The organism is Rathayibacter sp. VKM Ac-2759, assembly GCF_009834225.1.
Lineage (GTDB): Bacteria > Actinomycetota > Actinomycetes > Actinomycetales > Microbacteriaceae > Rathayibacter.
The window spans coordinates 659,867-685,620 of record NZ_CP047176.1 but is presented as its reverse complement, the minus strand read 5'-3'; the positions used below and the strand labels follow the sequence as shown (position 1 = coordinate 685,620).

The window sequence follows — 25,754 nt, the reverse complement described above, 5'->3', positions numbered from 1 at the left end:
CAGCTACGCGTCGTCGCGCAGAGAGCGGATCATGCCGCGCAGCAGCCCGGCGGCGACGGCCTGCTCCTCCGCGGTCATGCCGGCCAGCATCCGGAGCTCGACGCCCCGGACCGCGACGGTCGCCGCCTCGAGGCGCTGCCGACCGCGCGGGGTGAGCTCGGTCGGCAGGATCTTGCCGACGCGCGCCTCGGCAGGACGGATCACGTCGCCCTCGCGCTCGAGCGACTGCAGCAGCACGTTCATCGACTGCCGCGTCACGAACGCACCCCGCGCGAGCTCGGAGTTGGACAGCCCCGGCCGCTGGGCGAGCAGTTCGAGGCAGGAGTAGTGCGTCACGGTCATCCCCAGGGGGCGCAGCACCGCCTCCATGGCCGCGCGGAGCGAGCTCGACGCCTCCTTCAGCAGGTAGCCCAGCGAGGTGGGGAGGTCGATCCCGTCTTGACTCATGTCAGTAGTCTGACATAGAGTTCTGGATGTCAGCCAACTGACACAGACCAGAGGAGCCCCACATGCCCGTCACCGGACCCGACTTCATCTCCCTCCAGGCCCGCGACCTGCCCGCGTCGCAGGCGTTCTACGAGCAGTACCTCGGCCTCGTGCGCTCGCCCGCCGGCCCGCCGCACGCCGTCGTCTTCGAGACCGCCCCGATCGCGTTCGCCCTCCGCGACCTCGCTCCCGGCACCGACCTGAGCGCCGTCGCCCAGCCCGGCATCGGCGCCGCGATCTGGCTGCACGCCACCGACGTCCAGGCGATCCACGACGCGCTCGTCGCCGACGGACACCGGATCGTCGCGGCTCCGATCGACGGCCCGTTCGGCCGCACCTTCACCTTCGCCGACCCGGACGGCTACCACGTCACCCTCCACGACCGGGCCTGAGGCGGGAGCGCCCGACCCCGCAGCGCGCGAGTCCGCAGCGCCCCGGACCGCAGCGCCCGGGCGAGCAGCACCACGCCGATCAGCGCGACGGCCCCGTGCCGCTCCCTCGTCCTTTCCTCAGCCGGCGAGAGCCGCCTCCGTGCCGCCTGCGCCGACGGGGGTCTCCTCGTCGCCGGGCTCGAGCTGCGCCAGGAACCGGTTGCGCTCCGCCTGCTCGGCGTACCCCGCGACATCGCGGACGCACACCGGACACCAGTGACCGGCGGTGAGGACGAGTCGTGCGCTCCCGGTGAAGTCGTGACCGGAGGCGCACCGCCAGCGCAGCGGAGTCGCGATGTCGCCGGGCTCGACCGAGGGCGAGAGCAGCTCCCCGCCCCTGAACTCGGCCGCGCCCGCGAGGAGGCGCTCGTCCCACTGCGCAGCGGGCACGCTCTCGTCGTAGCCGTGGTCGAGCAGGACCGGCGTGCGGCTCGGTCGCGGAGGCCAGAACGTGCTCCAGTCGCCGATCGCGTCCCACTCGGCCCGCGACCCGAAGTAGGCGGCGACCGCCTCCTCGTTCCCGTCGCGCAGGTAGCCCATGGTGCCGCGGTGCTTCAGAGTGAGCGGCTTCATCACGAGGTTCTTGACGATCCACGGCGGGGTCCGGCCCGCGAGGGCGAGCCGGGGGTTCTGCGCGACGGCCCTCGCCAGCGCCTCATCGAGGGTGTCCTGACGGAACGGCACCAGGTCGTGCAGCCGATCGGAGTCGCTGTACCACTGCCCGTGGAAGTTGCGGGTCGCGAACCAGGAGCGCTCGTACCAGGCCCGGGGGTCGCCGACCCCGAGGGCGCCCGCGATGCGCGACTGCAGCTGCCAGTTGGTCAGTCGCCACTGCTCGCCGCCTCCGATGTCGAAGACCCCGCCCCACAGCTCATCGGGGACGCCGGCCTCGGACACGTTCACCATGAGGCGGGCGGCGTCCTCGACCGTCACCCACTCCATGACGCCGCCGAGCGTGGAGTGGGTCATGATCGGGTCGCGGATCTCGAGCATGCCGGGATGGAGGATGCCGGTCTGGCGGAGCCAGGTCCAGCGGGGAAGTCCGGAGTCGACCAGCTCCTTCTCGGCGACGACCTTGCTCTGCCCGTACTCGTCGAACCGGGAGACGCGCAGCGGGTCGCCGACCCTGCCCCAGTGGTGCGGAGGCGTGCGGTCGCCCGTCTCGGCGACCGTCCCGATCCCGACGACGGCGATCGCTCCAGGGTCCGGCTGCGCCTTCACCGCACGGACGATGTTCCGGATGCTGCCGACGTTGACGCGGTGAGCGAGCTCCGGGTGGTCGTCGGCGAAGGGCGAGACCACGGCACCGATGTGGAGGACCACGTCGGCTCCGCGGACGCAGCGCTCGACCGCGGCGTAGTCCGTCAGATCGCCGAACACGACGTCGAGGTTCTCCATGTCCTCGAACCGGCGGATGACGGCGAGGTCGCCCGGAGAGGGCAGGACGAGCGCCACGACGTCGAACGTCTCCGACCGCTCGCGGAACGCCTCGAGCACCGCGCGGCCCCAGTTGCCCGTCGCGCCGGTCAGGACGACGCGGCGGCGCGTGCTCACGCAGCCACCTCGTCGCCCGCGCTCGACGCCATCAGCTGCTCCAGCCACTCCATCGGCAGGGCGCCACCCGTGAAGGCCAGGAACTGCTGCATCGGCATCGACTCGACCATCCGCAGCGCGTCACCGCTCTCCTCGGCCTGGGCCGACTGCTCCGGGGTCATCGCGGCGGCCAGGCCCTGCATCAGGGCGGGGCCGACGGAGGGGTGGGCGAACCAGTCGCCCACCGTCGAGTCGAGCGTGAGCGGGCGGAGGAGGACGTCACCTCTCAGCACGACCGACTCGGCGGCGACGATCTCGGAGGCGTTCTCGCCGATCTGCACCGCGTAGCTCCCGGCCGAGACGACCCACTGCGAGAGCTCGATGTCCCAGTAGGCGAAGGCACGGCGGTCGAGATCGAACTCGACGGTGCGCGATTCGCCGGGCTCGAGGGCGACCTTGGCGAAGGCGCGCAGCTCCCGCGCGGGGCGGCGCACCGGCCCCGCGTCCGTCGCGACGTAGACCTGCACGACGTGCTTGCCGGCGACAGCTCCGGTGTTCTCGACCGAGACGGCGACCCGGACCGAGTCGTCCCCCGTCTGCTCGACGACCAGCTCCGCGGTGCGGAAGGTCGTGTAGCTGAGGCCGTGCCCGAAGGGGTAGCGCACGGCGACCTGGGCGGTCTCGTGGTGGCGGTAGCCGACCATCACACCCTCGCCGTAGCGGACGTGGCCCTGCTCCCCCGGGAAGTTGTGCCAGCTCGGGGTGTCCTGGAGCCGGAGCGGGATCGTCTCGGCGAGACGCCCCGACGGGGTGACCACCCCGAAGAGGATGTCGGCGATCGCCGAGCCTCCGGCCTGGCCGAGCAGCCACCCCTCGACGATCGCGTCGACGTCGTCGTGCCAGCCCTCGAGCGAGACGACTCCGCCGTTCGAGAGCACGACCACCGTGCGCGCGGCGGTGGCCGCGACCGCCCGGATCACCTCGACCTGCGCGGCCGGCAGAGCGAGCGTGCTGCGGTCGAAGCCCTCCGACTCCTCACTGTCGCCGAGTCCGGCGAAGACGATCGCGACGTCGGCCCCGGCCGCGGTCCGGACGGCTCGATCGCGGCGCTCGGCCGCCTCCGGGTCCTCGCCGAGCACGAAGCCTAGCGAGTGCTCGACCACCGACCCGCGCGCCACGGCGAGATCGCGGACGGCGTCGAGGGGGACGTCGACACGCGTGGGGGTGAGGTGCGAGCTGCCGCCGCCCTGGAAGCGCGGCTCGACGGCGAACACGCCGATCACGGCGATGCGCGGGGCGGTGAGCGGCAGGACGCCGTCGTTCTTGAGCAGCACCACGGAGTCGGCCGCGAGCGTGCGGGCGAGGGCGTGGTGGGCGTCGACGTCGACCGCGCCCGTCGCCTCGTGCGGCAGCTCGGTGAGCGCGAGGACGCGGCGCACCGCGGCGTCGACCGCTTCCTCGGAGAGCCGGCCCGAGCGGACCGCGTCGACGATCTGCCGGTCGGTGCCGCCTCCGCTGCCGGGCATCTCGAGATCCATCCCCGCGGCGACTCCGGCGACGCGGTCGCTGACCGCACCCCAGTCGGACACGACCGCGCCCTCGAATCCCCAGTCCTCGCGCAGCACCTCGGTGAGCAGCCACGGGTCGTGCGAGGCGTAGACCCCGTTGACCTTGTTGTAGGCGGCCATCACCGTCGCGGGCGCCGACTCCTTCACGACCCGCTCGAAGGCGGGGAGGTAGATCTCGCGCAGGGTGCGCTCGTCGACGTCGGCGCTGATGCGCATCCGCTCGTGCTCCTGGTTGTTCGCGGCGAAGTGCTTCACGGAGGCGCCGGGGCCCACCTCCTGCAGCCCGCGCACGTGCGCCGCGCCGAGCACTCCCGAGAGCAGCGGATCCTCGGAGTAGTACTCGAAATTGCGGCCGCACAGCGGCGAGCGCTTGATGTTCACTCCCGGGCCGAGGACGACCGAGACGCCGGCGGCGAGAGCCTCGCGTCCGACGGCCGCGCCCAGCTGGGCGGCGACCTCCGGATCCCAGCTCGATCCGACCGCCACGGCGGGCGGGAAGCAGGTCGAGGGGAGGGCGTCGTTGATGCCGAGGTGATCGGCGTCGCCGTCCTGCTTGCGGATGCCGTGCGGCCCGTCGGTGAGCATGATCGAGGGGATGCCGGCCTCCTCGATCGCCTTCGTCGTCCAGAAGTCGCGCCCCGAGAGCAGGGACGCCTTCTGCTCGAGGGTGAGGGTGCTGATGTCGATCGTCATGCGGAGGCTCCTGTCGAGGCCGGGGTGAGGGCGTGGCCGAGGTCGGAGCGGAACTCGTCCGAGACGCCGGGGATGTAGTCGAGGAGGGTGCGGATCGGCATCACCGCCGCCTCCGGTGCGCGGCCGTCGAGCGGCACGCCCGGGTAGTAGCGCGCGAAGACGTCGGTGAACCGCCGCCAGGCGGCCGGGTCGGCCGCGACGGCGCCCAGCGTGGAGTCGAGGTCGAACGAGCTCGACGCGGCCGCGACCTCGATCTCGTAGCTCCAGTGGTGCTCGCCCGCCGAGACCTCGAGCGGGGCGGTGTCCAGGACGCCCGGGAGGACGACCTGCGCGGACGTGCCCTCGGGGATGCTCACGTCGAGGGTGGCGGTACCGCCGTCGAGGCTCCAGGCGATGCCGACCTCGCCGTGAACGGTCGTGTGGCGCAGCTGCGCCGAGGTGAGCCCGCCGCCGGGGAGCGGGGCGATCCGCATGCGCCGGTAGCCGGGCTCGACGGCGGTCAGACCGCCGATCGTGCGGTGCATCCAGTCGACCACGGCACCGAGCGCGTAGTGGTTCAGCGACGTCATGCCCGAGGGGTTGATCGTGCCGTCGGGGCGGATCGAGTCCCACCGCTCCCAGATGGTCGTCGCCCCCATGGTCACGGGATAGAGGAACGAGGGGCAGCCGGTCTCGAGGAGCAGCAGGTACGCCTCGCCGAGGTGGCCGGTCGCCGACAGGGCGTCGGTGACCAGCGGAGTCCCGGCGAAGCCCGTCGAGATGCGGTAGCCGGCGCGGGCGACGATGTCGGCGAGCCGATCGCCCGCGCGCATCTTCTGCGCCTCGTCGAGGAGGTCGAAGGTGATGGCCAGCGCGTAGGCGGTCGCCGTCTCGCCGACCAGCCTGCCGTTCGGGCTGACGTACTCGTCGAGGAACGCCCTGCGCACCCGGTCGGCGAGCGCGCCGAACTCCGCGGCGTCGTCGGCCCGGCCGAGGATGCGGGCCGTGTCGGTCATCTCGCGCGTCGTGCGGCACAGGTAGGCGGCGGCCACGAGGTGACGATCGGTCTTGCCTCCGGCCGGGTTGTCGATCGGCGCGTCGGGGTCGAGCCAGTCGCCGTACTGGAACCCCGTGCTCCACAGTCCGTTCTCGTCGAGCAGCCCCGCGACCTGCCGGATGAAGGCGGTCATGGAGCCGTAGGCGTCGGCGAGGATCCTCTCGTCGCCGTACTCGCGGTACAGCGCCCAGGGCAGGCTGACGGCGACGTCGCTCCACAGCGCCGTCGGGGAGGACGGAGTGGAGAGGACATCGGGGACGACCCACGGGACGAACCCCTTCTCCTCCTGCTCGACCGCGAGGTCGCGCAGCCACGAGCCGAGGACCCCGCGCACGTCGTAGAGGAACGCGGCGGTCGGGGCGAAGGCGTTGATGTCGCCGGTCCAGCCGAGGCGCTCGTCGCGCTGCGGGCAGTCGGTGGGGACGCCCACGAAGTTGTCGCGCATCGACCAGACGGCGTTGGAGTGCAGCTGGTTCAGCAGCGGGTTCGAGGTCTCGAGCCAGCCCGTGCGGGTCATGTCGGAGTGCACGACGATCGCGCGCAGCGCCGAGGCGTCCAGCTCGCCCGGCCAGCCGTCGACCTCGACGTAGCGGAAGCCGTGGAAGGTGAACCGCGGCTCCCACGTCTCCGCCCCCTCGCCGCGCAGCATGTACCGGTCGGTCGCTGCGGCGGTGCGGATGGTCTCGAAGTCGGCCTCGCCGTGGATCATCGCCTCGGAGTGGCGGAGGGTGATCGTCGTGCCCGCGGGCCCGCTCGCGGTGAGGCGCACCCATCCCGAGACGTTCTGCCCGAAGTCGACGACGGTGCGTCCCGCCGGGGTCGTCAGGATCTCGACGGGGGCGAGCTCCTCGATCCGGCGGATCGGCGGTGCGAGCGGGTCGACGAGCGACTCGACCGGCCAGTCGAAGGGCTCGACGCCTCCCCACTCGACGTCGTCGAACCCTGCCCTGTCCCAGCCGGAGGGCTCGAGCCGGGCGTCGAAGTCCTCGCCGTCGTAGATGCTGTTGGCCCGCACGCCTCCGGTCGCCGCACGGAACGAGGTGTCGCTGCCGATGACCTCGGTGCTGCCGTCGCCGTACTCGAGCACGAGCTCGAGCCAGGCCGCGGGCCGGTCGGAGTAGTGGTGCCGCTTCTCCTCCCAGCCCAGCCGGCCCAGCGCCCAGCCCTCGCCGAGCACCGCGCCGACGGCGTTGGAGCCGATGACGATCCGGTCGGTCACGTCGTGGCTGCTCACGACGAGGCGGTGCCGGTACGACGTCCAGCCCGGCGCCAGGACCTCGTCGCCGACGACGCCTCCGTTGAGGTGGGGCTCGATCAGACCGACCGCGGTGCTGCGCAGAGTGGCCCGCACGGGCCGCTCGGTGACCGCGAACTCGCGCCTCAGATAGGAGGCGGGATCGCCGGTGCCACCGGTGGCGGCGCGAGGAGTGATGAACGCAGTGCGCATGTCGGTACTTCCTGGGAGCGGTTCGGATCGGATCAGCGGGACGGTCGGGTCGGCGGGGCCGGCGGGTCAGCGGGGCCGGGTCAGCGGACGGAGCGGACGCGCATGACGACCAGTCCGCCGAGCAGCGTGAACACGGCCGCGACGATGTAGAGGAGCGTGTAGTTCTTGTCGCCCGCGGCGCCCGCGCCGACGGCGAGGAAGAGCGGAGCGATGAAGGGCGCGACGGCCTGCGGGATCGAGACGGCGAAGCCGATGATGCCCATGAAGCGACCGGCCCCCGTGCTCTTCTCGGGGAGGACGTCGAGGATCAGCGCCTGATCGACCGCGGCGAACATGCCGACTCCGACCGAGGTGATCAGGGAGCCGGTGATCAGGACCGGGATGTCGGAGGCGAGTGCCATGACGATCGCGCCCACCGCGAAGAGGGTGCCGCCGCCGAGGACGAAGGTGCGCCGGCGTCGGAGCCGGTCGGAGAGGAATCCTCCGCCGATCGCGCCGAGCGTGGTGGCGAGGATGCCGAACAGGCCCAGGGTGGCGATGATCGGCGCCACCTCGGTCACGTCGACACCGAGGCGGGAGGCGAAGAAGAACGCGGTGAAGGTCGTGTTCAGGGTGAGGCCGAAGTAGAAGAGGAAGCGGCCGAGCCACACCCAGGAGAAGTCGGGGTGACTGCGCGGGTTGTAGAGGTACTTGCTGAAGAGGGTCGCGGGCGAGAGGCGCTCGTCGAAGGTCGCCGAGCGGGTGTCGGCCTCCCGCGTGAACAGCACGAACAGGACGACGAAGACGACTCCGACCAGGCCGGGGAGCAGGAACAGCATCAGCGGGTCGGCCGCGACACTGCCTGCGATGACGACACCGAACACGGGGGCGACCTGGGTCGCGAAGCCGGTCAGGCCGGCCACCTTGCCGCGCTGCGTCTCCGAGAGCTTGTCGGCCATCGAGGTCTGCAGGTTCTGGAGCACCTGTCCCCAGCCGAGCTGGGCGAGGACCCAGCCGACGCCGAGGAGCAGGACGCTCGGCGCCGTGGCCATGACCAGCAGCGAGACGACGCCGACGAGCATGCCGACGACCATGAAGGGCCGACGGCGGCCGAACCGGGTGCGGGTGCGGTCGCTCAGGACACCGAGGAGCGGCGCCGTCAGCATGACGACCAGCGCACCGGAGCCCGTGATGTAGCCGAGGAACTCCTCGCGGCCCGGCGCGAGGGTCGAGAGCCGGATCGAGAGCGAGATCGCCAGCGGGGTGATGAACGCGACGAAGACGCCGAACTGGCCGAGGACCTGGAACCAGATGTACGAGGTGCTCGCCTTGGTCTCGGGAGGCGGCGCATCGGAGAGGACGAGCTCCTCGACGGCTCCGGGCGGTGCCGGGATCGGCTGAGGCGTGGGTGGGGTGACGGGACGGTCGCCGGGGTGTGTCGCCATTGAGGACTCCATTGTCGAGAGGGCCGCGGTGCGGGCGCTAGCGCGAGCTAGCTGACGAGAGACTAGCCCGCCCTCGCTAGCGCGTGCAAGCGATCGGATGGATCGTTTCATCGGAGGGGCTAGCGCGCACAAGCCCTAGGCTCGTCGGAGAGCGGGACGGAGCAGGATGACGGGCGCAGCCACGACCGAGAAGCGGGTGACGGCCGCCGACATCGCGCGTGCGGTCGGGGTCTCCCGCGCCACCGTCGGCTTCGTCCTCAACGACACCCCGGGGCAGACCATCTCGGAGGCGACCCGCACCAGGGTCCTCGCCGCCGCGCAGCGCCTCGGCTACCGCCCCCACCTCGCCGCGCAGGCCCTGGCGAGCGGTCGGAGCCGCATCATCCTCCTGGTGCTGCCGGACTGGCCGATGGAGTACAGCATGCGCCGGCACGTCGACGAGGCGTCCACCGCTCTCGACGAGGCCGGTTACTCCCTCGTCACGATGACCCCTCACGCCAGCGGGCGGGCGCGTCCGCTCTGGGAGACCCTCCAGCCCGACGTGGTGATGGGGATGCTGCCCTTCACTCGCGCCCGCTACGACGAGATCCGGGCGGCGGGCGTGCCGGTCGTCATCCCCTCTCCCGACGAACCGGGGAACGGCGACGACGCCTCCTTCAGTCAGGGCCCCCGCCTGCAGGTGGAGCACCTGCTCGCGCAGGAGCGGCGTCGCCTCGTCTTCGCCTCCTCCCCCGATCCGCGCCTGGGCAGCCTCGTCGCCTCCCGGTTCGCCGTCGCCGGGCGAGCCGCGCGCGACCGCGGACTGCCGGGCCTCGAGCGCGCCGACGTCGACGCCGGGAGCGTCCACGCCCTGGTCGAGCACTGGCACCGCACCGGAGTCACCGGCGTCGTCGCCTACAACGACGACATCGCCGCTCTCGTCGTCGGCGCGGCGATCCGGCTCGGTCTCTCGGTCCCGCAGGACCTCTCCGTCGTCGGCCACGACGACTCGCCGCTCGCGCAGCTGATCGTCCCCTCCCTGACCACCGTCCACGTCGACGACGCGGGCCTCGGCCGGTACTTCGCGCAGCTCGCGCTCAGCGCGGCGGCGGGAGAACCGGCCCCGCGACGGGACTCGGCGCCGCAGCTCTCCCTGATCCGGCGCGAGTCGGCCTGACCGGTCGACCCGTCCGCTCCGTCGCACCGCGCCTCAGGTGAGGATCGCCCGGGTCGCCGGCTCCGCGGTCGGCTGCGATGCCTCCGGCTCGGCCGGGGCCGACCTCGTGCGGAGGAAGAGGCTCGCCGCAGCGGCGGCGACGACGAGCACGGCCGCGATGGCCAGGCTCAGCTGCAGGCCCGGCACGAAGGAGTCGCGGTCGGCGATGAAGGCGCCGAAGACGGCGATCGCCACCGCGCCGCCGACCTGGCGGAAGGTGTTGAACACGGCGCTGGCCGTCCCGGCCCGGGCGGGCGGGACGCTGCTGAGCACCACCGAGGTCACCGGAGGCATCGCGACCGCGCCGCCGAAGCCGGTGAGGCAGACCGCCGTCCCGACGAGCACGGGCGACTCCAGCGGAGCCGTGAGGACGGTGAGGACCAGACCGAGCGCCATCAGGGTCAGCCCCGAGACGATCGGGACGCGGGTCCCGAAGCGGTTGGCCAGCACTCCGCTGACGACGTTGCCGAGGATGCTGAAGGCGGCTCCCGGCAGGAACACGAGGCCGGCGACGAGCGGTGGCAGGCCGAGCTGCTGCTGGAGGAACAGGCTCAGGACGAAGACCGTGCCGAAGTTGCTCACCATGAAGGCGAAGCCCACCCCGAGCGAGATGCGCATGCCGCTCGAGCGGAACAGGTCCAGCGGCATCATCGGATGCGCTGCTCGCGCCTGGATCACGAGGAAGAGGGCGATCGCGACGACGGCCGTGGCGAGGCTCGCGAGCACCAGCGGCGCGGTGAATCCGACCGCCCCGCCCTCGATGAGGCCGAAGACCAGCGCGGTGAGCCCGACGACGGAGGCGACCTGACCGGCCCAGTCGAACGGCGAGGGCTCGACCGGCGAGCGGCCGACGGCGCGGAGCAGGACGAGCATCAGCACGCAGACGGGCAGATTGATCGCGAACACGAGCCGCCAGTCACCGGAGGTGAGTGCTCCACCGAGAACCGGGCCGACGGCCGTGGCCACGGCACCGCCGACGGCCCAGATCCCGAGCGCCCTCGTCCGTTCGCGGTCGTCGTCGTACGCCTCGCGGATCAGCGCCATGGACGCGGGCAGCATCACCGCGGCTCCCGCGCCCTGGAGAGCACGGGCCGCGATCAGCAGCTCGATGGAGGGAGCCGCGGCGCACGCGATCGACGCCGCGGCGAACAGGACGATCCCGATCCGGAAGGCGCGCTTCGCGCCGAGGCGCTCGGACAGGTTGCCGGCGAGGAGCAGCAGGGCCGCGAACACCAGCGTGTAGCTGTCGATCGTCCACTGGAGGGCGACCGTGTCGCCGCCCAGATCCCGGCCGATCGCGGTCAGAGCGACGTTGACGATCAGGATGTCGAGCGTGATCAGGAAGAATCCCGACGAGCACAGCAGCAGCGTGAGCCGACGACGCCGGCCCGGCGACGCCTCCGTCACGAGGTGCGCGAGGAGTCGGACCGCTCCGATCGCGCCGTCCGGGGTCCGGAGAGCGGGACGGCCGGAGACGTCGCCGCCCAGCTCGCGAGCAGGCGCAGCCGCTCGGCGGTGGCCGATCCCGCTTCGGCGCTGTAGATCAGGAAGTTCAGGCCCGGCGCGTCCATCGGCTCCATCGCCTCGTAGACCAGGTGCAGGTCGCCGACGACGGGGTGGCGGAAGTGCTTCTGACCGGCGGCGTGGTGGCGGACGTTGTGCGCGCCCCACCGCGTCCGGAACTCGTCGCTCCGGGTGGAGAGCTCTCCGACCAGGTCCTGCAGCTCGCGGTCGTGCGGGTTCCGGCCGGCCTCCGTGCGGAGGATCGCCACGTTGATGTCGGCGGCCTGGGACCAGTCGGGGTAGAACTCCTCGGCGCGATCCCGGTGCAGGAACACGTAGCGCGCGAGATTGACGGGGCGCTCGGGCGAGAGGTACATGTCGCTGTACAGGGCGCGGAAGAGGGCGTTCTCCGCGAGGACGTCCATCCTTCCGTTGCGGACGAACGCGGGTCCCGCCGTGACGGCGTCGAGGACGAGCTGCATGCTCGAGCGGATCCTGGTCGGGGCGGCGCGGCGGGTGCGCAGCGACGACTCGTTCGCGGCGCGCGAGAGATCGGCCAAGTGCGCACGTTCGGCGTGGTCCAGCAGCAGCGCCGAGGAGATCGCGGCCAGCACGGTGTCCGACACCCCGCTCAGGTTGCCGCGCTCGAGACGCGAGTAGTACTCCACGCTCACGCCGGCCAGCATCGCGACCTCGCTGCGGCGCAGGCCCGCCACTCGGCGGTTCGGTCCGCCCGGCAGCTGCACCTGCTCGGGTTGCACGCGAGCGCGGCGCGAGGTCAGGAACTCGCGCACCTCGTTCCGGTTGTCCATGTCGATCACGCTATGGCCGCATCCGGCCCTCCGGGGTGCTCCGGCAGAACACCTCTCGCCGTCACCCCGGAGTCGGGCGCCTCGTCGCCGCCGCGATCCTCGTCGGAGAGGTGTCCTGACAGGGCACCCCGCGGAACAGGCGCGGACTCTACGGTCGATCACGCGACGTCCGTCGATCAGAAGGAGCCCTCCATGCACCTGCGCACACTCGGTGACGGCCTGCGGGTGTCCGCGATCGGTCTCGGCGCGATGGGCATGTCCCAGAGCTACGGTCCGAATCCCGGCAGCCGCGACGACATGATCGGCGTCCTGCGGAGCGCGGTCGACTTCGGCGTCACCTTCTTCGACACCGCCGAGGTGTACGGGCCCTACGTCAACGAGGAGCTCGTCGGCGAGGCCCTCGCCCCCGTCCGGGACCAGGTCGTCGTCGCCACCAAGTTCGGGTGGGACATCCGGGACGGGGCGAGCACGGGCCTCGACAGCCGCCCGGAGCAGATCCGCCGCGTCGCCGAGGCGTCCCTCACCCGCCTGCGCACCGACGTGATCGACCTCTTCTACCAGCACAGGGTCGACCCCGACGTGCCCATCGAGGACGTGGCCGGGACCGTGGGAGAGCTCATCGCGGAGGGCAAGGTCAGGCACCTCGGGCTGTCCGAGGCGTCCGCCGAGACGATCCGCCGTGCGCACGCGGCGCACCCGGTCACGGCGGTCCAGAGCGAGTACTCGCTCTGGACGCGCGACCCGGAAGCCGAGGTGCTCCCCGTCCTCGCAGAGCTGGGCATCGGCTTCGTCCCGTTCAGCCCGCTCGGCAAGGGCTTCCTCACGGGAGGCGTCACGGCGGGAGCGTCGTTCGCGGCCGACGACATCCGGCGCCGCGTCCCCCGCTTCGAGGCGCAGAACCTCGCCGCGAACCAGGCCCTCGTCGATCACGTCACCGCCCTCGCCGCCTCGAAGGAGGTCACCCCCGGGCAGATCGCGCTGGCCTGGCTGCTCCTCCAGCAGCCGTGGATCGTGCCGATCCCCGGGACACGGCGCACCTCCCGCGTCCGGGAGAACGCCGACGCCACCACCGTCGGTCTCTCCCCCGACGAGCTGGCCGACCTCGACGGCCTTGCCGACCGCGTCGGCGTGCACGGCGACCGCTACAACGCCCAGCACATGGGCTACGTCGACCGATGAGCACGGCACGAGAGCCCCGCCAGGCGGTCGCCCCGCCCAGCGTCCCGATCGGCGAGGACGCCTTCGAGGGCAGCGGAGGCACCACCCTGCGGTGGTTGGGGATGGCCGGATTCCTCCTCAACGCCCGCGGAACCACGATCCTGATCGATCCGGTCCTGCACGGCTTCGACATGCCGCTGCTGATCGACATCCCTCTCGGCATCGCCGACGTGCCGCGCGTCGATGCGGTGCTCGTCACCCACGCCGACAACGACCACTTCAGCATCCCGAGCTGCCGCGATCTGGTGCCCGTGACGGAGGCCTTCCACTCGACCCGCTACGTCGCGTCGGTGATGACGGAGGAGGCGATCCCGGGGACCGGCCACGACATCGGAGACGACTTCACCGTCGGCGACCGGGTCCGCGTCACCGTGCTGCCCGCCGATCACGCCTGGCAGAACGCCCAGCCCGGCTATCGGGGGCGCAGGTTCGAAGACGAGGACAGCTGCGGCTTCTGGATCCGGACGCCCGACGGAGTCGTGTGGGCGCCCGGCGACTCCCGCCTGATCCGCGACCACCACCTCACGATGCCCGCGCCGGACGTCCTCCTCTTCGACTTCTCCGACAGCGAGTGGCACTTCGGACTCGACGGCGCCGTCGAGATGGCGAACGCGTATCCCAACGCCGATCTGGTGCTCCACCACTGGGGTTCCGTCGACTCCCCCGACTTCGCGCCGTTCAACGGCGACCCCGCCGACCTGTGGTCGCGCATCGTCAACCCGTCCCGCATCCGCGTGGTCGCCCCCGGAGAGGCGTTCGCCGTCCGCTCGCGGTGAGGGCGGCGCGTGCGGTGGGCGCGCCGTTCACCCCGACCTGCGAGAACGACCGGTGTTCCGTGGCGAGGTCGCCGTTCTCGGCATTCTCGGCGTCGTCGAGGACGCCGCGGGCGTGGTCGCAGAACGGAGTGGTCACGGTGCCGTCTCCGTCAGGTGCTGTGAGGCTTCAGGGGCGGACGGTGCGCAGGGCGCCGGCCCATGTTTCGAGTTGGACGAAGAGGTCGGTGGCCTGGGAGGTGTGCTCGGATCCGGGGGTGAAGACGCGGTCGGGGAAGTCGGAGGGGAGGTGGAAGCGGACCTGGTGGCGATGTCTGCGATACGAGAATCCCCGACGACGCCGCGCAAGTGCTCGACGGCGCGGACGCCGATGTCGGACCGCGTCGCGGGTGGGCTCACCGGGGTTCAGCGCGAGGCCGTCGAAGGCTCGGGAATGACGACCATGTCCTGGTTGAGCACGGGGCGCAGCAGTGCGCGCAGCCAGAGCGGGTTCATCCCGCTCGTCTCTCTCTCGTCGAAGTGGTACTCGAGCGGGGTACCGGGATGGATCATGATCGAGTTCGGGTGGTGCTCAGCGCGACCGCGCTGCGTCCACGTCAGCTGGAACGACGCTCCGTTCTTCCTGCGACGCTCCAGCGCGAGGCGCAGATGGTGGAGAGTGCGGTCGTCGAAGTCGATGCGCCACCGCCACGCGCCGTAGATGAGCTGTCCCATGGCCAGTCCTTTCCTGACGTCAGCCGGAGTGCACGATACGGCCCGGAGGATCTCCAGGCGCAGTCCGGTCGGTACCGGGTCCGCGAGGGTGCGTCACATCGGGACGGTCTCGTGCGCTTCGATCGTTCCGCCGCTCAGGAGATGGGGATGCCCGTCGAGCAGGTGCTCGACCGCGGAGGAGTCAGCGGCCTGGACGATGCTGTACCCGGTGACCCCGCTCGGGGCGTGGTCGGCGCCGGTCGAGAACGATCCGGCGAACGGGCTCCCGGGGTCGGTCAACGCGTCCCCGACGCGCGCGAACCACGCGCCCCAGGCCTCCTCCGAGGCGGCCCGATCAGCGGGACTCTCGGGCGCGGTGCCTCCGAGGTAGAGCAGGACGAAGCTCGACATGATGGTTCCTTCCACAGTGATGGGCCGTCGCGGAGAGCCGCAGCCCGACGAGACGTCGGAGGGCTCCGACGCCGAGAGCGCTCAGCCGACGCCGACGCTCTGCGCCGCGCAGGGCGGAGGCGCGCTCCGGACCGCCCGCGGCGGCCGTCGTAGAGACCGCAGGCGTCGACGTCCACGATCTCGGCTCCCCGGGGCCGAGCCCCTCGCCCGGCGCGTCCGGGAAGCCGGCCAGTCGAAGGAGCGCGCACTGCCACCGTCGCGGCGCGGGGCCGCTGACAGCCGTCGGCCGCATTCGGGATCCGCCATGCTGCGCTCCTCCTCTGGATGCGTCCCGGAAGCCGGCCGGGACACCCTTCCAGGACACGCGTCGAACTCTCCTCGTCGCGGCGGCCGTTCGACGGGACCAAGGTCCCGGCCCTCCCGTAGCCCGCCGGTCGAGCGTCCGGGCTACGGATTGATGGTGCTGCAGGCCACCTCCCGACCGCCGACGGTGACGGTGCCCGAGAAGTCGACGGCCTGGCAGGCCTGGTACGCCTCGGCGGAGAAGCCCGCGACCGTCACGATCGCGATGGTCGCGATGATCGCGGCGACGGTGAAGATCGCGCCGACGATGATCGCCGCGACGGCGGGACCGTTCCTGTAGCCGGCCCTGCGGCTCTGGACGAGCGCGACGATCCCGAGGATCAGCCCGATCACGTTGAAGAACACGGCCACCACGACCGCGATGATCCCGAGCGTCCTGCCGGGGATCGGTGCGGATGAGACGGTCGACGGGGTGGATGAGGTGGTCATGGCTTCTCCGTTCGGGGGTGGTGCTGCTGGTGTGGTGCAGGCCGTCGCGCCGATCGGACGACCTCGTGGAGCGTGGGCGGGAGTGTCATCGTTCCCGGGTCACGCTCGCTCTGACGGCTGATGCACCGCGGGACTCCGCAGCGCCCGGCGCCGCCTCTCCTGGCGGCGGTAGTAGGTGACGGCGATCACCGTCGCGATCGCGAGGATCGCCGTGCCGACGAGGCTCGCCTCGACGCCGAAGTCCCCGCCGGTGAGGAGGGCCTGCGAGTCGGGCGCGGGCCCGAACGCGAACAGGCTGCTGGCCTCGGCGTTGCCGCTGACCGGCAGGCCGAAGACGTTGCCCTGGAAGTAGTTCCACCCGGTGTGGATGCCGGCGACGAGCCACAGGTTCCCCTGCCCCAGCGCCAGGAACGAGGCGAACACCGCGTACAGGGTGATGTTCGCCAGCACGATCGGCTCGAAGTCGAGGTGGAGGACCGCGAAGAGCACCGAGCCGGCGACGATGGCGACGACGCCGTTGATCTGCCGTCCGGCGACCTGGAGCATGTATCCGCGCAGCACGGCCTCCTCGGTGGACGCCTGCACCAGGAAGACGGGGAGCAGCAGGGCGACCGGGACGAGCGCGGACGCTCCGAGAGTCGTGTGCGGTGACACGTCGATCGCGTACTCACCCAACGACCACGGGATCAGCACGCCCAGCGTCATCATCGCGGCGCCGATCACGAGGCCCAGCAGTACCTTCCCGACGGGGTTCGCGCCGCGGAAGCCGATCGAGGAGAACCGCCGCTTCTCCTTCAGGCGCACCCAGAGGAACAGCAGGAGCAGCGTCGTGCCGAAGAGGAAGAGCTCCGTGAACTGGTAGCGGGTGTCGGTCGGCCCGGGACTGCCGAGGACCGCCGATCCGATCACGTCACCGAGGACCGTGCCGACCGTGATCACGATCGCCCCGACGATCCAGGCGAGCCACCAGCGCGTCGGACGTCTCGCCTCCGCCGCCATCTCGACGAGCGGCGAGGTCTGCAGCTCCATGACGCCTCCCCGTGCTACCCGAGGCCACCAGCCTGATCCGGGCGCGGCGGACCTCCAAGGGCCCTTGGTCCCGTCGGAGAGGGCGGGCGGGATCCGTTCCACTACTCCCCTGGCCTCGAGGTCGACCTCGGTGAAGCGGATGTCATTGCCCGGTCGCCCGCCCGGGAAGGCCGGGTGATCACCCAGCGCTCGCTGCCCCTCGTCCACGAGGAGCTTCAACGGTACGGTCCCGTCGGCGAAGGCGTCGAGGATGGAGGTCACGAGGAGCTCGTACCACGCGGCCGTGCATTCGGCTGCGGGCGTCGGCCTCCCACGCTTTCTCGCTCGCGGGCGCGGTGTGCGGGTCAGTCGACTCGCCGCTCACCGGCCGGATCTTTGTGCCGCAGTGACGACGCGTAGCGGGTGAGCAGCGCGGATGCGTCGCGGAGGTACCGCTGAATACTCACCTGCTCGTCGGCGCTGAAACCCGCCGCGAGACCATCGAGCTCGGCGAACAGGGGGGAGAGATCGCTGAGGATGCGGCCGATGGCTTCGGGGCGCGCGGTGACGAGCACCCGTCGACGGTCCACGGCACCACGCTCGCGGGTGACGTGCCCGTACCGCTCGAGGCGGTCGATCAGCTCCGTCGCCGATCCGGGGCTGATCCCGAGTCGGGAGGCGAGTTCCACCGGCCCGATCGGGTCGCTCTCGCTGGACATGATGTGCTCGATCGCGTCGTACTCCAACGGTCGCAGCGACAGGTGCGCAGCCAGAGCCCGATCGGCCTCTCCCGCCGCCCGATGGGTCGAACGCAGCGACCAGCTCAACTCGTGGGCGGACATCCTCGATCGTTCCACGGCCTCATCGGGCGGGTACTCGGAATCGGCGTTCACCTCGTGATCCTACTTGACAGGTCCGTCCGCAAACCAAACACTAGGCAACGGAACCATTCCTTCACCGAAGGATAGGAGAGATGACCACACGACGGAAGTACGGCTGGAAGCACGCGGCTGTTCTGGGCATCGCAGCGAACATCGCCAGCGCGCTGCCTGCTGGGTACAACGGCGATGAGAGCTACTTCGCGCGGCTGAGAACGCCCCCCGGCTCTCCGCCCGGCTGGGTCTTCGCGCCGGCGTGGGCTGTCAACAACATCCTCACGCTGTGGAGCGACCTGCGCATCGTCAACCTGCCCCCGAGCACTCGGGGCCGCCGAAGCGTCCTGGTCTCCGAAGGAATCACGTGGGTCCTCTTCGCGGGCTTCTCCTCCGTCTACTTCGGGCTCCGAAGCCCCGTTCTCGGCGCGGTCGACACTGTCGCCGGACTCGCCACGACAGTGCACGCCACCGCCGCGACGGCCCGCATCGACAGGAAGGCGGCGTGGGCTCTCGTCCCGCGTTTGATCTGGCTGGCCTATGCCACGTACGTGTCTGTCGGCACCGCACTGCACAGCCCTGACGATCTCTTCGACCGAGCGAGGAATCGCCCGGCCGGCTCCGGCTGAGTCGCAGCTGATCCGTCGTTCCCTGAAAGAAGAAGATTCGGGCCTGGCTGTCGATTCGGCGGCAGGATGTTCGTCGTCATGAGTGACGGAGCCGGACAGGCCGGCCCGCACCTGATACAGGAGGGCAGACCCATGTCCCAGTACGCGATCCTCATCTACGAAGACCCGTCGTTCTACGCGAACGCCTCGCCCGAGACGTGGGGCGCGGTGCTCGACGCGCACAACGCCTTCACCCAGCAGGTCTCCGAGCTCGGCGGGTCCCTCGCGGGCGGGGGCGCGCTCGCGCCCACGACGACGGCCACCACGATCAAGGGTGGCAGCACCGTGACGGACGGCCCGTTCGTCGAGACCAAGGAGGCCTTCGGCGGCTACTACATCGTCGAGGCACGCGACCTCGACCATGCCGTCGAGATCGCCAAGCTGTGCCCGGCCCCCGGCGGCGGCGTCGAGGTCCGCCCGCTCGTGGACCCGTCGACGAACCCGTTCTGATCATCCACAGCGACGAGCCGACCGCGTCCGCCCAGCAGGCGGACGCGGTCGTCGCTGCGCTGGCGCAGGCCCACCGCTCCGAGTGGGCCTTCGTGCTGTCCGCCACCGTGCGCGTCGCAGGCGACCTGGACGTCGCCGAGGAGTGCGCGCAGGAGGCGTACGTCAGCGCGCTGCGGGCCTGGACCCGGGACGGCATACCCGAGCGGCCCGGCGCGTGGCTGACCACCGCGGCGCGAAACCATGCACGGGACCGGTTGCGTCGCGAGGTCACCCTCCGACGCAAGCTCCCGATGCTCGTGGAGCCGGCGACAGTCGATCACGACGACCCGGCCGACCCGGACCAGCCCGACGCCGCGGTGCCGGACGACCGGCTCCGACTGGTGTTCACCTGCTGCCATCCCACCCTGGCCCCCGAGGCCCAGGTCGCCCTCACCCTGCGCCTGGTCTGCGGCGTGCCCACGCCCGACGTCGCCCGGGCCTTCCTGGTGTCCGAGCCGACCATGGCGGCACGGATCACCCGGGCCAAGAAGAAGATCTCCCAAGCACGGATCCCCTACCGGGTCCCGGGTCGGGCGGAGCTGCCCGAGCGACTGGACAGCGTGCTCACCGCCGTCCACCTGCTCTTCAGCACCGGCCACACGGCCCGCGAGGGGGACGCGCTCGTCCAGGAGGCGCTCTGCGACCGCGCCCTGCACCTCGCGCGCACCCTCGCCGCAATGCTCCCCGAGCAGGCCGAGACCCGCGGCCTGCTCGGCCTGCTGCTCCTCACCGACGCGCGCCGGGCCACCCGCACCGACGAGCAGGGCCGACTGCTCCTGCTCGCCGACCAGGACCGGACCCGCTGGGACCAGCGCGCGATTCTGGAGGGGCTGACCGTGACAGCGGGGGCGCTGGCGTCCGGCCCACCAGGGCGGTTCACCCTGCAGGCGGCGATCGCCGGCGTGCACGCGACGGCGCCGTCTCTGGAGCAGACCGACTGGCCGCGCGTCGTGCACCTCTACGACCGGCTGCTGGCGGTGTGGAACACCCCGGTGGTCGCACTCAACCGGGCCGCCGCCGTGGCGTTCGCCGACGGGCCGGCCGCCGCCCTGCCGCTCCTGGACGAGCTGATGACCGATCCCCGGCTCGCCGCCTACCCCTACCTTCCCGCCACCCGCGCCGACCTGCTGCGCCGCCTCGGCGACATCGCAGGCGCGACCGAGTCGTACCGACGGGCGATCGACCTCACGGCGAACTCCGCCGAGCGCGCCTTTCTCGAGCAGCGCTTGGCCGAGGTCCGCCCGGCGGCGGGAGTCGAAACCGAGCGTGTCGAGAAATCTCCGCCATCGCGTTCGTCGTGAACCGGCTCGTCGAAGGGTCACGCGCTCGTACAGCTCGAAGTTGCTCAAGCGGGCGATGACCTCAGGGAGGCGTCCTGCGCGGATGAGGGGCTCGATCTCGAACCACGGAGGGCCGTTCTCAATGCCGAGCGCCTTCACCTCATCGCTGCGCGCGACGACGCAGCCATCGTTGTTCGAGAGGACCACGACGGGAACACCAGCCAGGCGTGGGTCGAAGAGCCGCTCGCACGACACGGAGAACGAGTTCACGTCGACGAGGCAGATGCGCCGTTCAGCGCGCACGATGCAGGTGGTGCAGGCAGTAGGTGACCACGCCCCACACCTGCAGATCATTTGGCGACGCCGCCTAGAGTCACGTTGTGATCAGCCCGAGTTTCGGGAATGAGTTTTGATCGAATGAGCAGCGCCGCCACAGCGCGGAACTTCGCGGGCCGCCGATCGACGAGCACGAGCTGGAATCGATCGATCAGAAACCGTCGTTTCCGGAGCAATCGCCCTTAAAAATGCAACCCTCCTCAACAGAGGTGGCCTCGGCAACATCGACGCGGGACAGGCGGGCTCATCGTTAAGCGCGTCAATGCCGACATCGTGGCCACGCGAGGAAATGGGACCCGCTTCGGTCCGCCTCTTTCAGATCCGGTCGAGGACTGCGTATCTGCGGGAAGAATCGTCGATACGCCTGGCCGGAGCTGTCCCGGGTCAACAGGGGATGTTGACCCAGGACAATTGACGGCTAGATCCTGTCGTTGATCTCGTAGGCGAAATCTTCTTCAAAATCTTCCCGGTCCGCCCATGTTTTGCGTGTTCAGTTTTCAGAGCAAGAAGACTGATTCGAGACCGTGCGAAAGCGCGGCGGAATTAGCTTGAGGTTTATCGAAGCTGGAGTCCAAGCGACGGACGCATCATCGCTTCGACGCGCGAGCAGATCTAGGGCACCTGAAAAGCTGAGCATCGCGGCATCCATTGCGAAAGCTACCATACTTATCCGGGCCGTCAGTCGAGCTGTGTGCACAGAGCCGTTTGTCGATGAAATCGCCATATCTGAGAGCATCAGGGTTCGGGCTTGCGATGGGTGGGTCAACCCGCTGATTGCGCTCCATGCACCAAGAGCGTGGCTTCCAGAGACTCCCACCGCTTCCGCCGACTCTCGAATTATTGGGCCGAAACCGGGAAGACCACGGTTATAGTCGTCGTCACTGATACCCGCAGAGTGCGCAACCTCACGAATCCGCTTCTTAGTTGCTCGAACCTGTTGAACATGCTCGCGGCGAATCTTATTTTTATCAGATCTCTGCGCCTTCGTATCACTAACGTCTTCCTCTGTCGATGCTGTCACTAGCCGGACGTCGTGAAGAACATCGTCCCAGCTCGCAGCGATTGATCGAGCCAGCCTATTGGCGCGCTCGTCGGGCTGAAGCAGCCACATCGCGAGGGCGGCGGACTCCATTGCCGTCCGAAGCACCGGGTATTGGCCAACTAAAGCGACCCGGATTCCAGCGGGTCCGTCAATGATGATTCGGGCTGTACGTAGGGCGTCAAGCGCAATCCCTAGTGCATGCGCGACGCGATGGCTCGTCTGAAACGGGTCTAGGATCTTGTCGTCGCCTCCGAGCTCGGAGGTTGCGGAGCAGGCTGCCCATGATTCTCGGCCGTACTGATCCTCAAACGACTTCACGACTTCGAGTTGCCAGGCCAATCGCTCGAGCGAGCTGGTCTCAGTTACCGTGCCACTTTCATCCCTCATGTTGTCCCCTCTTCATTCTCGCCTGTTCCGCCAGTCCCCTACCGCTGCTTATTAGCTCGGTCGGCAAGATCCCGGAATGACTGAGCAAACTCCGTTACTTCGGTCTCGGTGACCACAAAGACATGGGCGGGCTTGTCCCCGCGCCGAGGGCCAGCCACGACGGCCGAAGCGACTTCCGTAAGTTCAATGTCTCCAATGGAGGATAGCCGGGCCTCGACGAGGCGACCACCAATGACTATGACAGGAATGATTACGCAACCACGACGATCTTGGAAATGTCTTTCCGTATATCGCGTCTTTCGGCCCTCTGCTGCGCTGAGAACCTGTCGCACGGCATCACTCGCAGGGTTGTGCGAGTCCTTGGCACCCATGGCTACGACATGACTGGCGACTCGCCGGTCGTGAAACGGCGGCTGGTCGCTCCAATCCTTGGTGAGGGGCTCGGTGATGCCGACAAATGAACCATGAGAGAAGTAGGCCCAATCTTCAATCGTCGATCCCATCGTGACATCTTCGTCCGAAAAGAGCACCCATGGGTGATCGCGACCGCTCTTACACTCGATGACGACCTCTATGGAGGCCGGTACACCTTCTATTGCAGTCCAATCAAATTTCGCGAGAACGTCTCCCTCTCGAAGGGCTCCGGTGGTGGCATCCGTGTACGAGAACGACAGATTCACGTCATTGGCGCCTTCCGAACGTATAGCGCGGGCAATTCGCAACTCGAACGCGTACCCACTTTTCTCGAGCCAGCTGCCAACTTTGGCTAGGAAGTCATCACTCATGTCCTCAGTGTCCCAGCCGCGCCGGACCGCGGGCACCATCTCGGCGGATGGTCGGGCTGCGCAGATCAACGCCAATAACCGAGATTATGTCAGCTTAGAATTCGACTCCACTTCGGAGCGCTCCGAAAGTTCACTGCCTCAGCCGAGCTCCTTTCAAAAGCGCTCAGAGGCGGTCGATCCGCTGATGTACCCGATGCCGGCGGGACCGAGATCCTGCTCCTAGCGGGGCCGTCCACATTCGGAGGCATTCTGCTGTCGCCGCTACTGCCGGGCTCCGCTGAGCACAGTCGAGGACGATGGTCTGCGTAACGTGGGCGACGCGGCCGGCACACGGAGCGGTCAGCCGGTCGCGGTGTTCCGGGCGGTCGGTGACGCGGCGGCCATCGTCGGCCCCCTGGCCGCGGGCGCGCTGGATGATGCCTACCCTTTCCCGGCGGCCGTCGGTTTGGCTGTCGTGCTGATGCTGACCACCTCACTCTTCGCCCTGCGGATGTCGGGCACCGACACCCAGGCTTGGGCGTCAGTTCTCAAGAGTCCCGCTCGATCGTCAGCGTCACCTCACCACTGTTCTTGCCGTAGAACCACGCGGCGTCGTTGGCAAGGCAGAGCAGTCGGCCGCCCTGCCGCACCTGAGACGTGGACTCGGAGCCGATCCGGAACGCGGTCCTCGTGGAGGGCCGACGGTTCCGACGAGCGTGAACCAGTCCGCGTCGCCGACCCGCCGCAGGAACCCGAAGCGGTGCACCCAGCTGCGCTCGTGCAGCCCGTCGGGGTCTCCGTGCAGGTCTCGGTCGCACCAGGCCCCCTCGGCCCGGAAGCGGTAGCGGATGCCGGCTTCGAGATCGATCCCGGTGTCGTTCCACTGCGACCGGGCATTCACGACCACCGACGCGCTCTCGCCCGGCGTCAATCGCCGCCCGAGCGGCGGCGTCACGCGCTCGGCCACGGGACCCCGAGCCAGCCGGCGAGACGTCGGCGGCACTCCGGGTGCGCGAAGTACTGGGAGTGCTCGATTCCCGGCTCGACGGTGTACGCCGTGGCCGCGAAGTCGGGCCGGGAAACGATCGCCGCGACGCGGACCGTGGGTACGATAGTGTCGTTGGCGGCGTTCCGGTCGACTTCCGCAAGGACGTCTCCGGCCACGATCTTGGACACACTCGGCTGGTCCTCGCCGCGATCACACACGCCGCCGGACTCGGAGAGCCCGGCACGACGATCCGGACCGTCGACGGAGTGCCGACGATCGTTCCCCACGACGCGCTGGCGACGTGGCCGGACGAGTAATCTGATCGCGCACGAAGATCCCCCTCGTCGCTAGGGAGGCCCCCGCTCGAGCACTTTTGCTCCCGGGGCTTTTCCGCCCCCACGACGAGCGCGCAGGCTGCGGTCCGGCCGTCCATCCGATGCTTCACTCTTGCCTGCGCCGGCCGGCCGTCAAGAGCGCTCCGCGTCCCTCCGGGATGCCCCTCCGGGGCGCTCCTCACGGCCACCCACCTCCGGGATCGCGCCGCTTAGCGGATGGATGGCCTCAGTGCGTAGTCGGCAGCTGCCTAGTCCGGCAGTCCGGCTCGTTTCTTGTCCGCCCTCGGAACTGGCCCGGCGACGACCGGTAGAGTCCGAGCTGGCAGCAGAGCTAGGGGAATGCATGAGCAACTTGGGCGCGTACGAATCTTTCACCACGCAAGCGGGATCTGTCGGCGGCGTAGAGAACTTGATTGAAATCATCGAGAAGGCCGCCGTGTCAAAAAGCGCGCCGAAGCTCATCGCCGGAGGCTTAGCCGCAGGCCTCGTGGTCGCGGCCGGTGCGCATCAGCTGTACCGATTCGGATCTGCCAAGATCCTCGAACGCAAGGGGCGCCGGGCGGCCTCTGAGGCGGCGAAGGACGAACTGCGCGACACCGGAGAAGCCACAGACACCGACTGAGGCGCACCAACACGCAGAACGGTGACGCTTCCTCAGGCGCGTGGCGTCTCAGCGCGCACTGTAAATCGTGGAGACGGGATCGGACTGGGCGGGGGCGTCCTACCGCTGTCCCGCTCAACGATCGCGAAACGCTCATACGATCCCAGCGGGTCGAGCTGCTTCAAGGGCGAATGCACCTCCCCGTCCGCTGTGGCGAGGTAGTTCTCAGCGATCAGGTTCTGAGCGGCCACATCCACTCCAAACAGGTGACCCAGAGTGACCAGATCGGCAGATACGCACTCGAACCAGATGGCCACGTACACCTTCGATGCTGCTGAATCTGACTGGATGCTCGAAAGGGGCACGATCGCCGACGCGGGATGCTTTTCCGCAGGAGCCAGACCCCATAATGCACCGCCTGGCTCAACGATCGAAGGCCAATATCGGATGGGCTTTCCGTCCGCATCAGACGACTGCACGTACGTGCCACACCCGCTCAGTGCGACCTCGCCAGTGTTGACGAGTTCCAGCTCCATCTTGATCGCAGGCTTGCCTTCGTCTTCTACCAGACTTGCCCAGACCACGTTGACGTAGATGTCCGTGGCTGGCGCGAGGGACCGGCTGAGCGCGTACGCACCATCGCTGATGTCATTAGCCCGTTGCGTTTGAAAGACCGCAACTCCGGCGGAAACGAGGCTGACCGCCAGTGCGAGGACCGCGATCCCATCTGAGACAGCCCACGGGCGCTTGGACCTCTGAGGCGTTCCTGTGACCATGGTGGCCATTCTCTTACGATCGCCGTCCGTCACGGTTGCCGAAATGCGGTACAAACCGCCTTGCAGGTCGCGCTGATTTGCGGCGGCGCTCTGAGGGCATGACACCTCGACACGCGCCGCCACGGAGAATGGTCAAGGCGAGCTCTCATCGCGCGTCGCCTCCGACAGCGCGAGCACCAGGAGCTCAACGAGC

The 25,754-nt window shown here is 69.6% G+C and carries 23 protein-coding genes and 1 pseudogene; 8 read left to right on the top strand and 16 right to left on the bottom strand.

Annotation, left to right across the window (positions count from 1 at the left end; translation table 11 throughout):
• Positions 1-3: 3 nt before the first annotated feature.
• Positions 4-447 (bottom strand): MarR family transcriptional regulator, encoded by a 444-nt coding sequence (locus GSU68_RS03150; protein WP_159905655.1) that lies wholly within the window; start codon positions 445-447, stop codon positions 4-6.
• Between the two features lie 62 nt (positions 448-509).
• Here GSU68_RS03150 and GSU68_RS03145 point away from each other — a divergent pair, with 62 nt between their 5' ends.
• Positions 510-878 (top strand): VOC family protein, encoded by a 369-nt coding sequence (locus tag GSU68_RS03145; RefSeq protein WP_159905654.1) that lies wholly within the window; start codon positions 510-512, stop codon positions 876-878.
• A 117-nt stretch (positions 879-995) separates the two neighbouring features.
• Here the strand turns inward: GSU68_RS03145 and GSU68_RS03140 are convergent, their stop codons facing one another.
• The 4 genes from GSU68_RS03140 to GSU68_RS03125 form a co-directional block, all read right to left on the bottom strand.
• Complete coding sequence (locus tag GSU68_RS03140) at positions 996-2,471, bottom strand: NAD(P)-dependent oxidoreductase (RefSeq protein ID WP_159905653.1); 1,476 nt, start codon at positions 2,469-2,471, stop codon at positions 996-998.
• Positions 2,468-4,711, bottom strand: coding sequence for a glycoside hydrolase family 3 C-terminal domain-containing protein (locus GSU68_RS03135; RefSeq protein WP_159905652.1), 2,244 nt, complete (start codon positions 4,709-4,711; stop codon positions 2,468-2,470). The genes GSU68_RS03140 and GSU68_RS03135 overlap by 4 nt, the downstream gene beginning before the upstream one ends.
• Positions 4,708-7,194 carry an alpha-L-rhamnosidase gene (locus GSU68_RS03130; RefSeq protein ID WP_159905651.1) on the bottom strand — a complete coding sequence of 829 codons (2,487 nt, stop codon included), beginning with the start codon at positions 7,192-7,194 and terminating at the stop codon, positions 4,708-4,710. The genes GSU68_RS03135 and GSU68_RS03130 overlap by 4 nt, the downstream gene beginning before the upstream one ends.
• Before the next feature lie 80 nt (positions 7,195-7,274).
• On the bottom strand, positions 7,275-8,618 hold the full coding sequence (locus tag GSU68_RS03125; protein WP_159905650.1) for an MFS transporter: 1,344 nt from the start codon (positions 8,616-8,618) through the stop codon (positions 7,275-7,277).
• Between the two features lie 166 nt (positions 8,619-8,784).
• On the opposite strand from GSU68_RS03125, the gene GSU68_RS03120 reads away from it, so the two are divergent.
• Entirely contained in the window at positions 8,785-9,774 is a 990-nt protein-coding gene (locus GSU68_RS03120) for a LacI family DNA-binding transcriptional regulator (RefSeq protein ID WP_244259372.1), read from the top strand.
• A gap of 33 nt (positions 9,775-9,807) precedes the next feature.
• On the opposite strand, the gene GSU68_RS03115 is transcribed toward GSU68_RS03120, so the two are convergent.
• Positions 9,808-11,220, bottom strand: a complete 1,413-nt coding sequence (locus GSU68_RS03115; RefSeq protein ID WP_159905649.1) for an MFS transporter — start codon at positions 11,218-11,220, stop codon at positions 9,808-9,810.
• On the bottom strand, positions 11,217-12,128 hold the full coding sequence (locus GSU68_RS03110; protein ID WP_159905648.1) for a helix-turn-helix transcriptional regulator: 912 nt from the start codon (positions 12,126-12,128) through the stop codon (positions 11,217-11,219). The genes GSU68_RS03115 and GSU68_RS03110 overlap by 4 nt, the downstream gene beginning before the upstream one ends.
• Positions 12,129-12,320: 192 nt before the next feature.
• Between GSU68_RS03110 and GSU68_RS03105 the strand changes: the two genes are divergently transcribed.
• Together GSU68_RS03105 and GSU68_RS03100 are read left to right on the top strand one after the other, a co-directional pair.
• Positions 12,321-13,307, top strand: a complete 987-nt coding sequence (locus tag GSU68_RS03105) for an aldo/keto reductase (RefSeq protein WP_159905647.1) — start codon at positions 12,321-12,323, stop codon at positions 13,305-13,307.
• Positions 13,304-14,122 carry an MBL fold metallo-hydrolase gene (locus GSU68_RS03100; RefSeq protein ID WP_159905646.1) on the top strand — a complete coding sequence of 273 codons (819 nt, stop codon included), beginning with the start codon at positions 13,304-13,306 and terminating at the stop codon, positions 14,120-14,122. Before GSU68_RS03105 ends, GSU68_RS03100 begins: the two co-directional genes overlap by 4 nt.
• A 402-nt stretch (positions 14,123-14,524) precedes the next feature.
• Here GSU68_RS03100 and GSU68_RS03095 read toward each other — a convergent pair whose 3' ends face one another.
• The 5 genes from GSU68_RS03095 to GSU68_RS03075 all read right to left on the bottom strand — a co-directional run bounded on the left by GSU68_RS03095 (position 14,525) and on the right by GSU68_RS03075 (position 17,865).
• Positions 14,525-14,833 (bottom strand): hypothetical protein, encoded by a 309-nt coding sequence (locus GSU68_RS03095; RefSeq protein WP_159905645.1) that lies wholly within the window; start codon positions 14,831-14,833, stop codon positions 14,525-14,527.
• A 93-nt stretch (positions 14,834-14,926) separates the two neighbouring features.
• Positions 14,927-15,223, bottom strand: coding sequence for a hypothetical protein (locus tag GSU68_RS03090; RefSeq protein ID WP_159905644.1), 297 nt, complete (start codon positions 15,221-15,223; stop codon positions 14,927-14,929).
• 447 nt (positions 15,224-15,670) lie between these two features.
• On the bottom strand, positions 15,671-16,015 hold the full coding sequence (locus tag GSU68_RS03085) for a hypothetical protein (protein ID WP_159905643.1): 345 nt from the start codon (positions 16,013-16,015) through the stop codon (positions 15,671-15,673).
• A 99-nt stretch (positions 16,016-16,114) separates the two neighbouring features.
• Entirely contained in the window at positions 16,115-17,044 is a 930-nt protein-coding gene (locus GSU68_RS03080; protein WP_159905642.1) for a CPBP family intramembrane glutamic endopeptidase, read from the bottom strand.
• Between the two features lie 344 nt (positions 17,045-17,388).
• On the bottom strand, positions 17,389-17,865 hold the full coding sequence (locus tag GSU68_RS03075) for a MarR family transcriptional regulator (RefSeq protein WP_279631066.1): 477 nt from the start codon (positions 17,863-17,865) through the stop codon (positions 17,389-17,391).
• A 131-nt stretch (positions 17,866-17,996) separates the two neighbouring features.
• Between GSU68_RS03075 and GSU68_RS03070 the strand changes: the two genes are divergently transcribed.
• From GSU68_RS03070 to GSU68_RS03060, 3 genes are all read left to right on the top strand, one after another.
• Entirely contained in the window at positions 17,997-18,524 is a 528-nt protein-coding gene (locus GSU68_RS03070; RefSeq protein WP_159905640.1) for a TspO/MBR family protein, read from the top strand.
• 132 nt (positions 18,525-18,656) lie between these two features.
• The gene (locus GSU68_RS03065) at positions 18,657-19,013 is read left to right on the top strand and encodes a YciI family protein (RefSeq protein ID WP_159905639.1); all 357 of its coding nucleotides are present in this window, start codon (positions 18,657-18,659) and stop codon (positions 19,011-19,013) included.
• A complete protein-coding gene (locus GSU68_RS03060) occupies positions 18,947-20,353 on the top strand; it encodes a sigma-70 family RNA polymerase sigma factor (protein WP_244259371.1) in 1,407 nt (468 codons plus the stop codon). The genes GSU68_RS03065 and GSU68_RS03060 overlap by 67 nt, the downstream gene beginning before the upstream one ends.
• Positions 20,354-20,380: 27 nt before the next feature.
• On the opposite strand, the pseudogene GSU68_RS03055 reads toward GSU68_RS03060, so the two are convergent.
• From GSU68_RS03055 to GSU68_RS03045, 3 genes and pseudogenes are all read right to left on the bottom strand, one after another.
• Positions 20,381-20,686: pseudogene (locus tag GSU68_RS03055) on the bottom strand (hypothetical protein); the annotation flags it as partial.
• 1,449 nt (positions 20,687-22,135) lie between these two features.
• The gene (locus GSU68_RS03050; protein WP_159905638.1) at positions 22,136-22,882 is read right to left on the bottom strand and encodes a hypothetical protein; all 747 of its coding nucleotides are present in this window, start codon (positions 22,880-22,882) and stop codon (positions 22,136-22,138) included.
• A gap of 930 nt (positions 22,883-23,812) precedes the next feature.
• Positions 23,813-24,037, bottom strand: a complete 225-nt coding sequence (locus GSU68_RS03045; RefSeq protein ID WP_159905637.1) for a hypothetical protein — start codon at positions 24,035-24,037, stop codon at positions 23,813-23,815.
• 490 nt (positions 24,038-24,527) lie between these two features.
• On the opposite strand from GSU68_RS03045, the gene GSU68_RS03040 reads away from it, so the two are divergent.
• Complete coding sequence (locus GSU68_RS03040) at positions 24,528-24,806, top strand: hypothetical protein (RefSeq protein ID WP_159905636.1); 279 nt, start codon at positions 24,528-24,530, stop codon at positions 24,804-24,806.
• A 32-nt stretch (positions 24,807-24,838) separates the two neighbouring features.
• Here GSU68_RS03040 and GSU68_RS03035 read toward each other — a convergent pair whose 3' ends face one another.
• Positions 24,839-25,570: a hypothetical protein gene (locus GSU68_RS03035; protein WP_159905635.1), complete on the bottom strand. Its 732-nt coding sequence runs from the start codon at positions 25,568-25,570 to the stop codon at positions 24,839-24,841.
• Between the last annotated feature and the right edge of the window lie 184 nt (positions 25,571-25,754).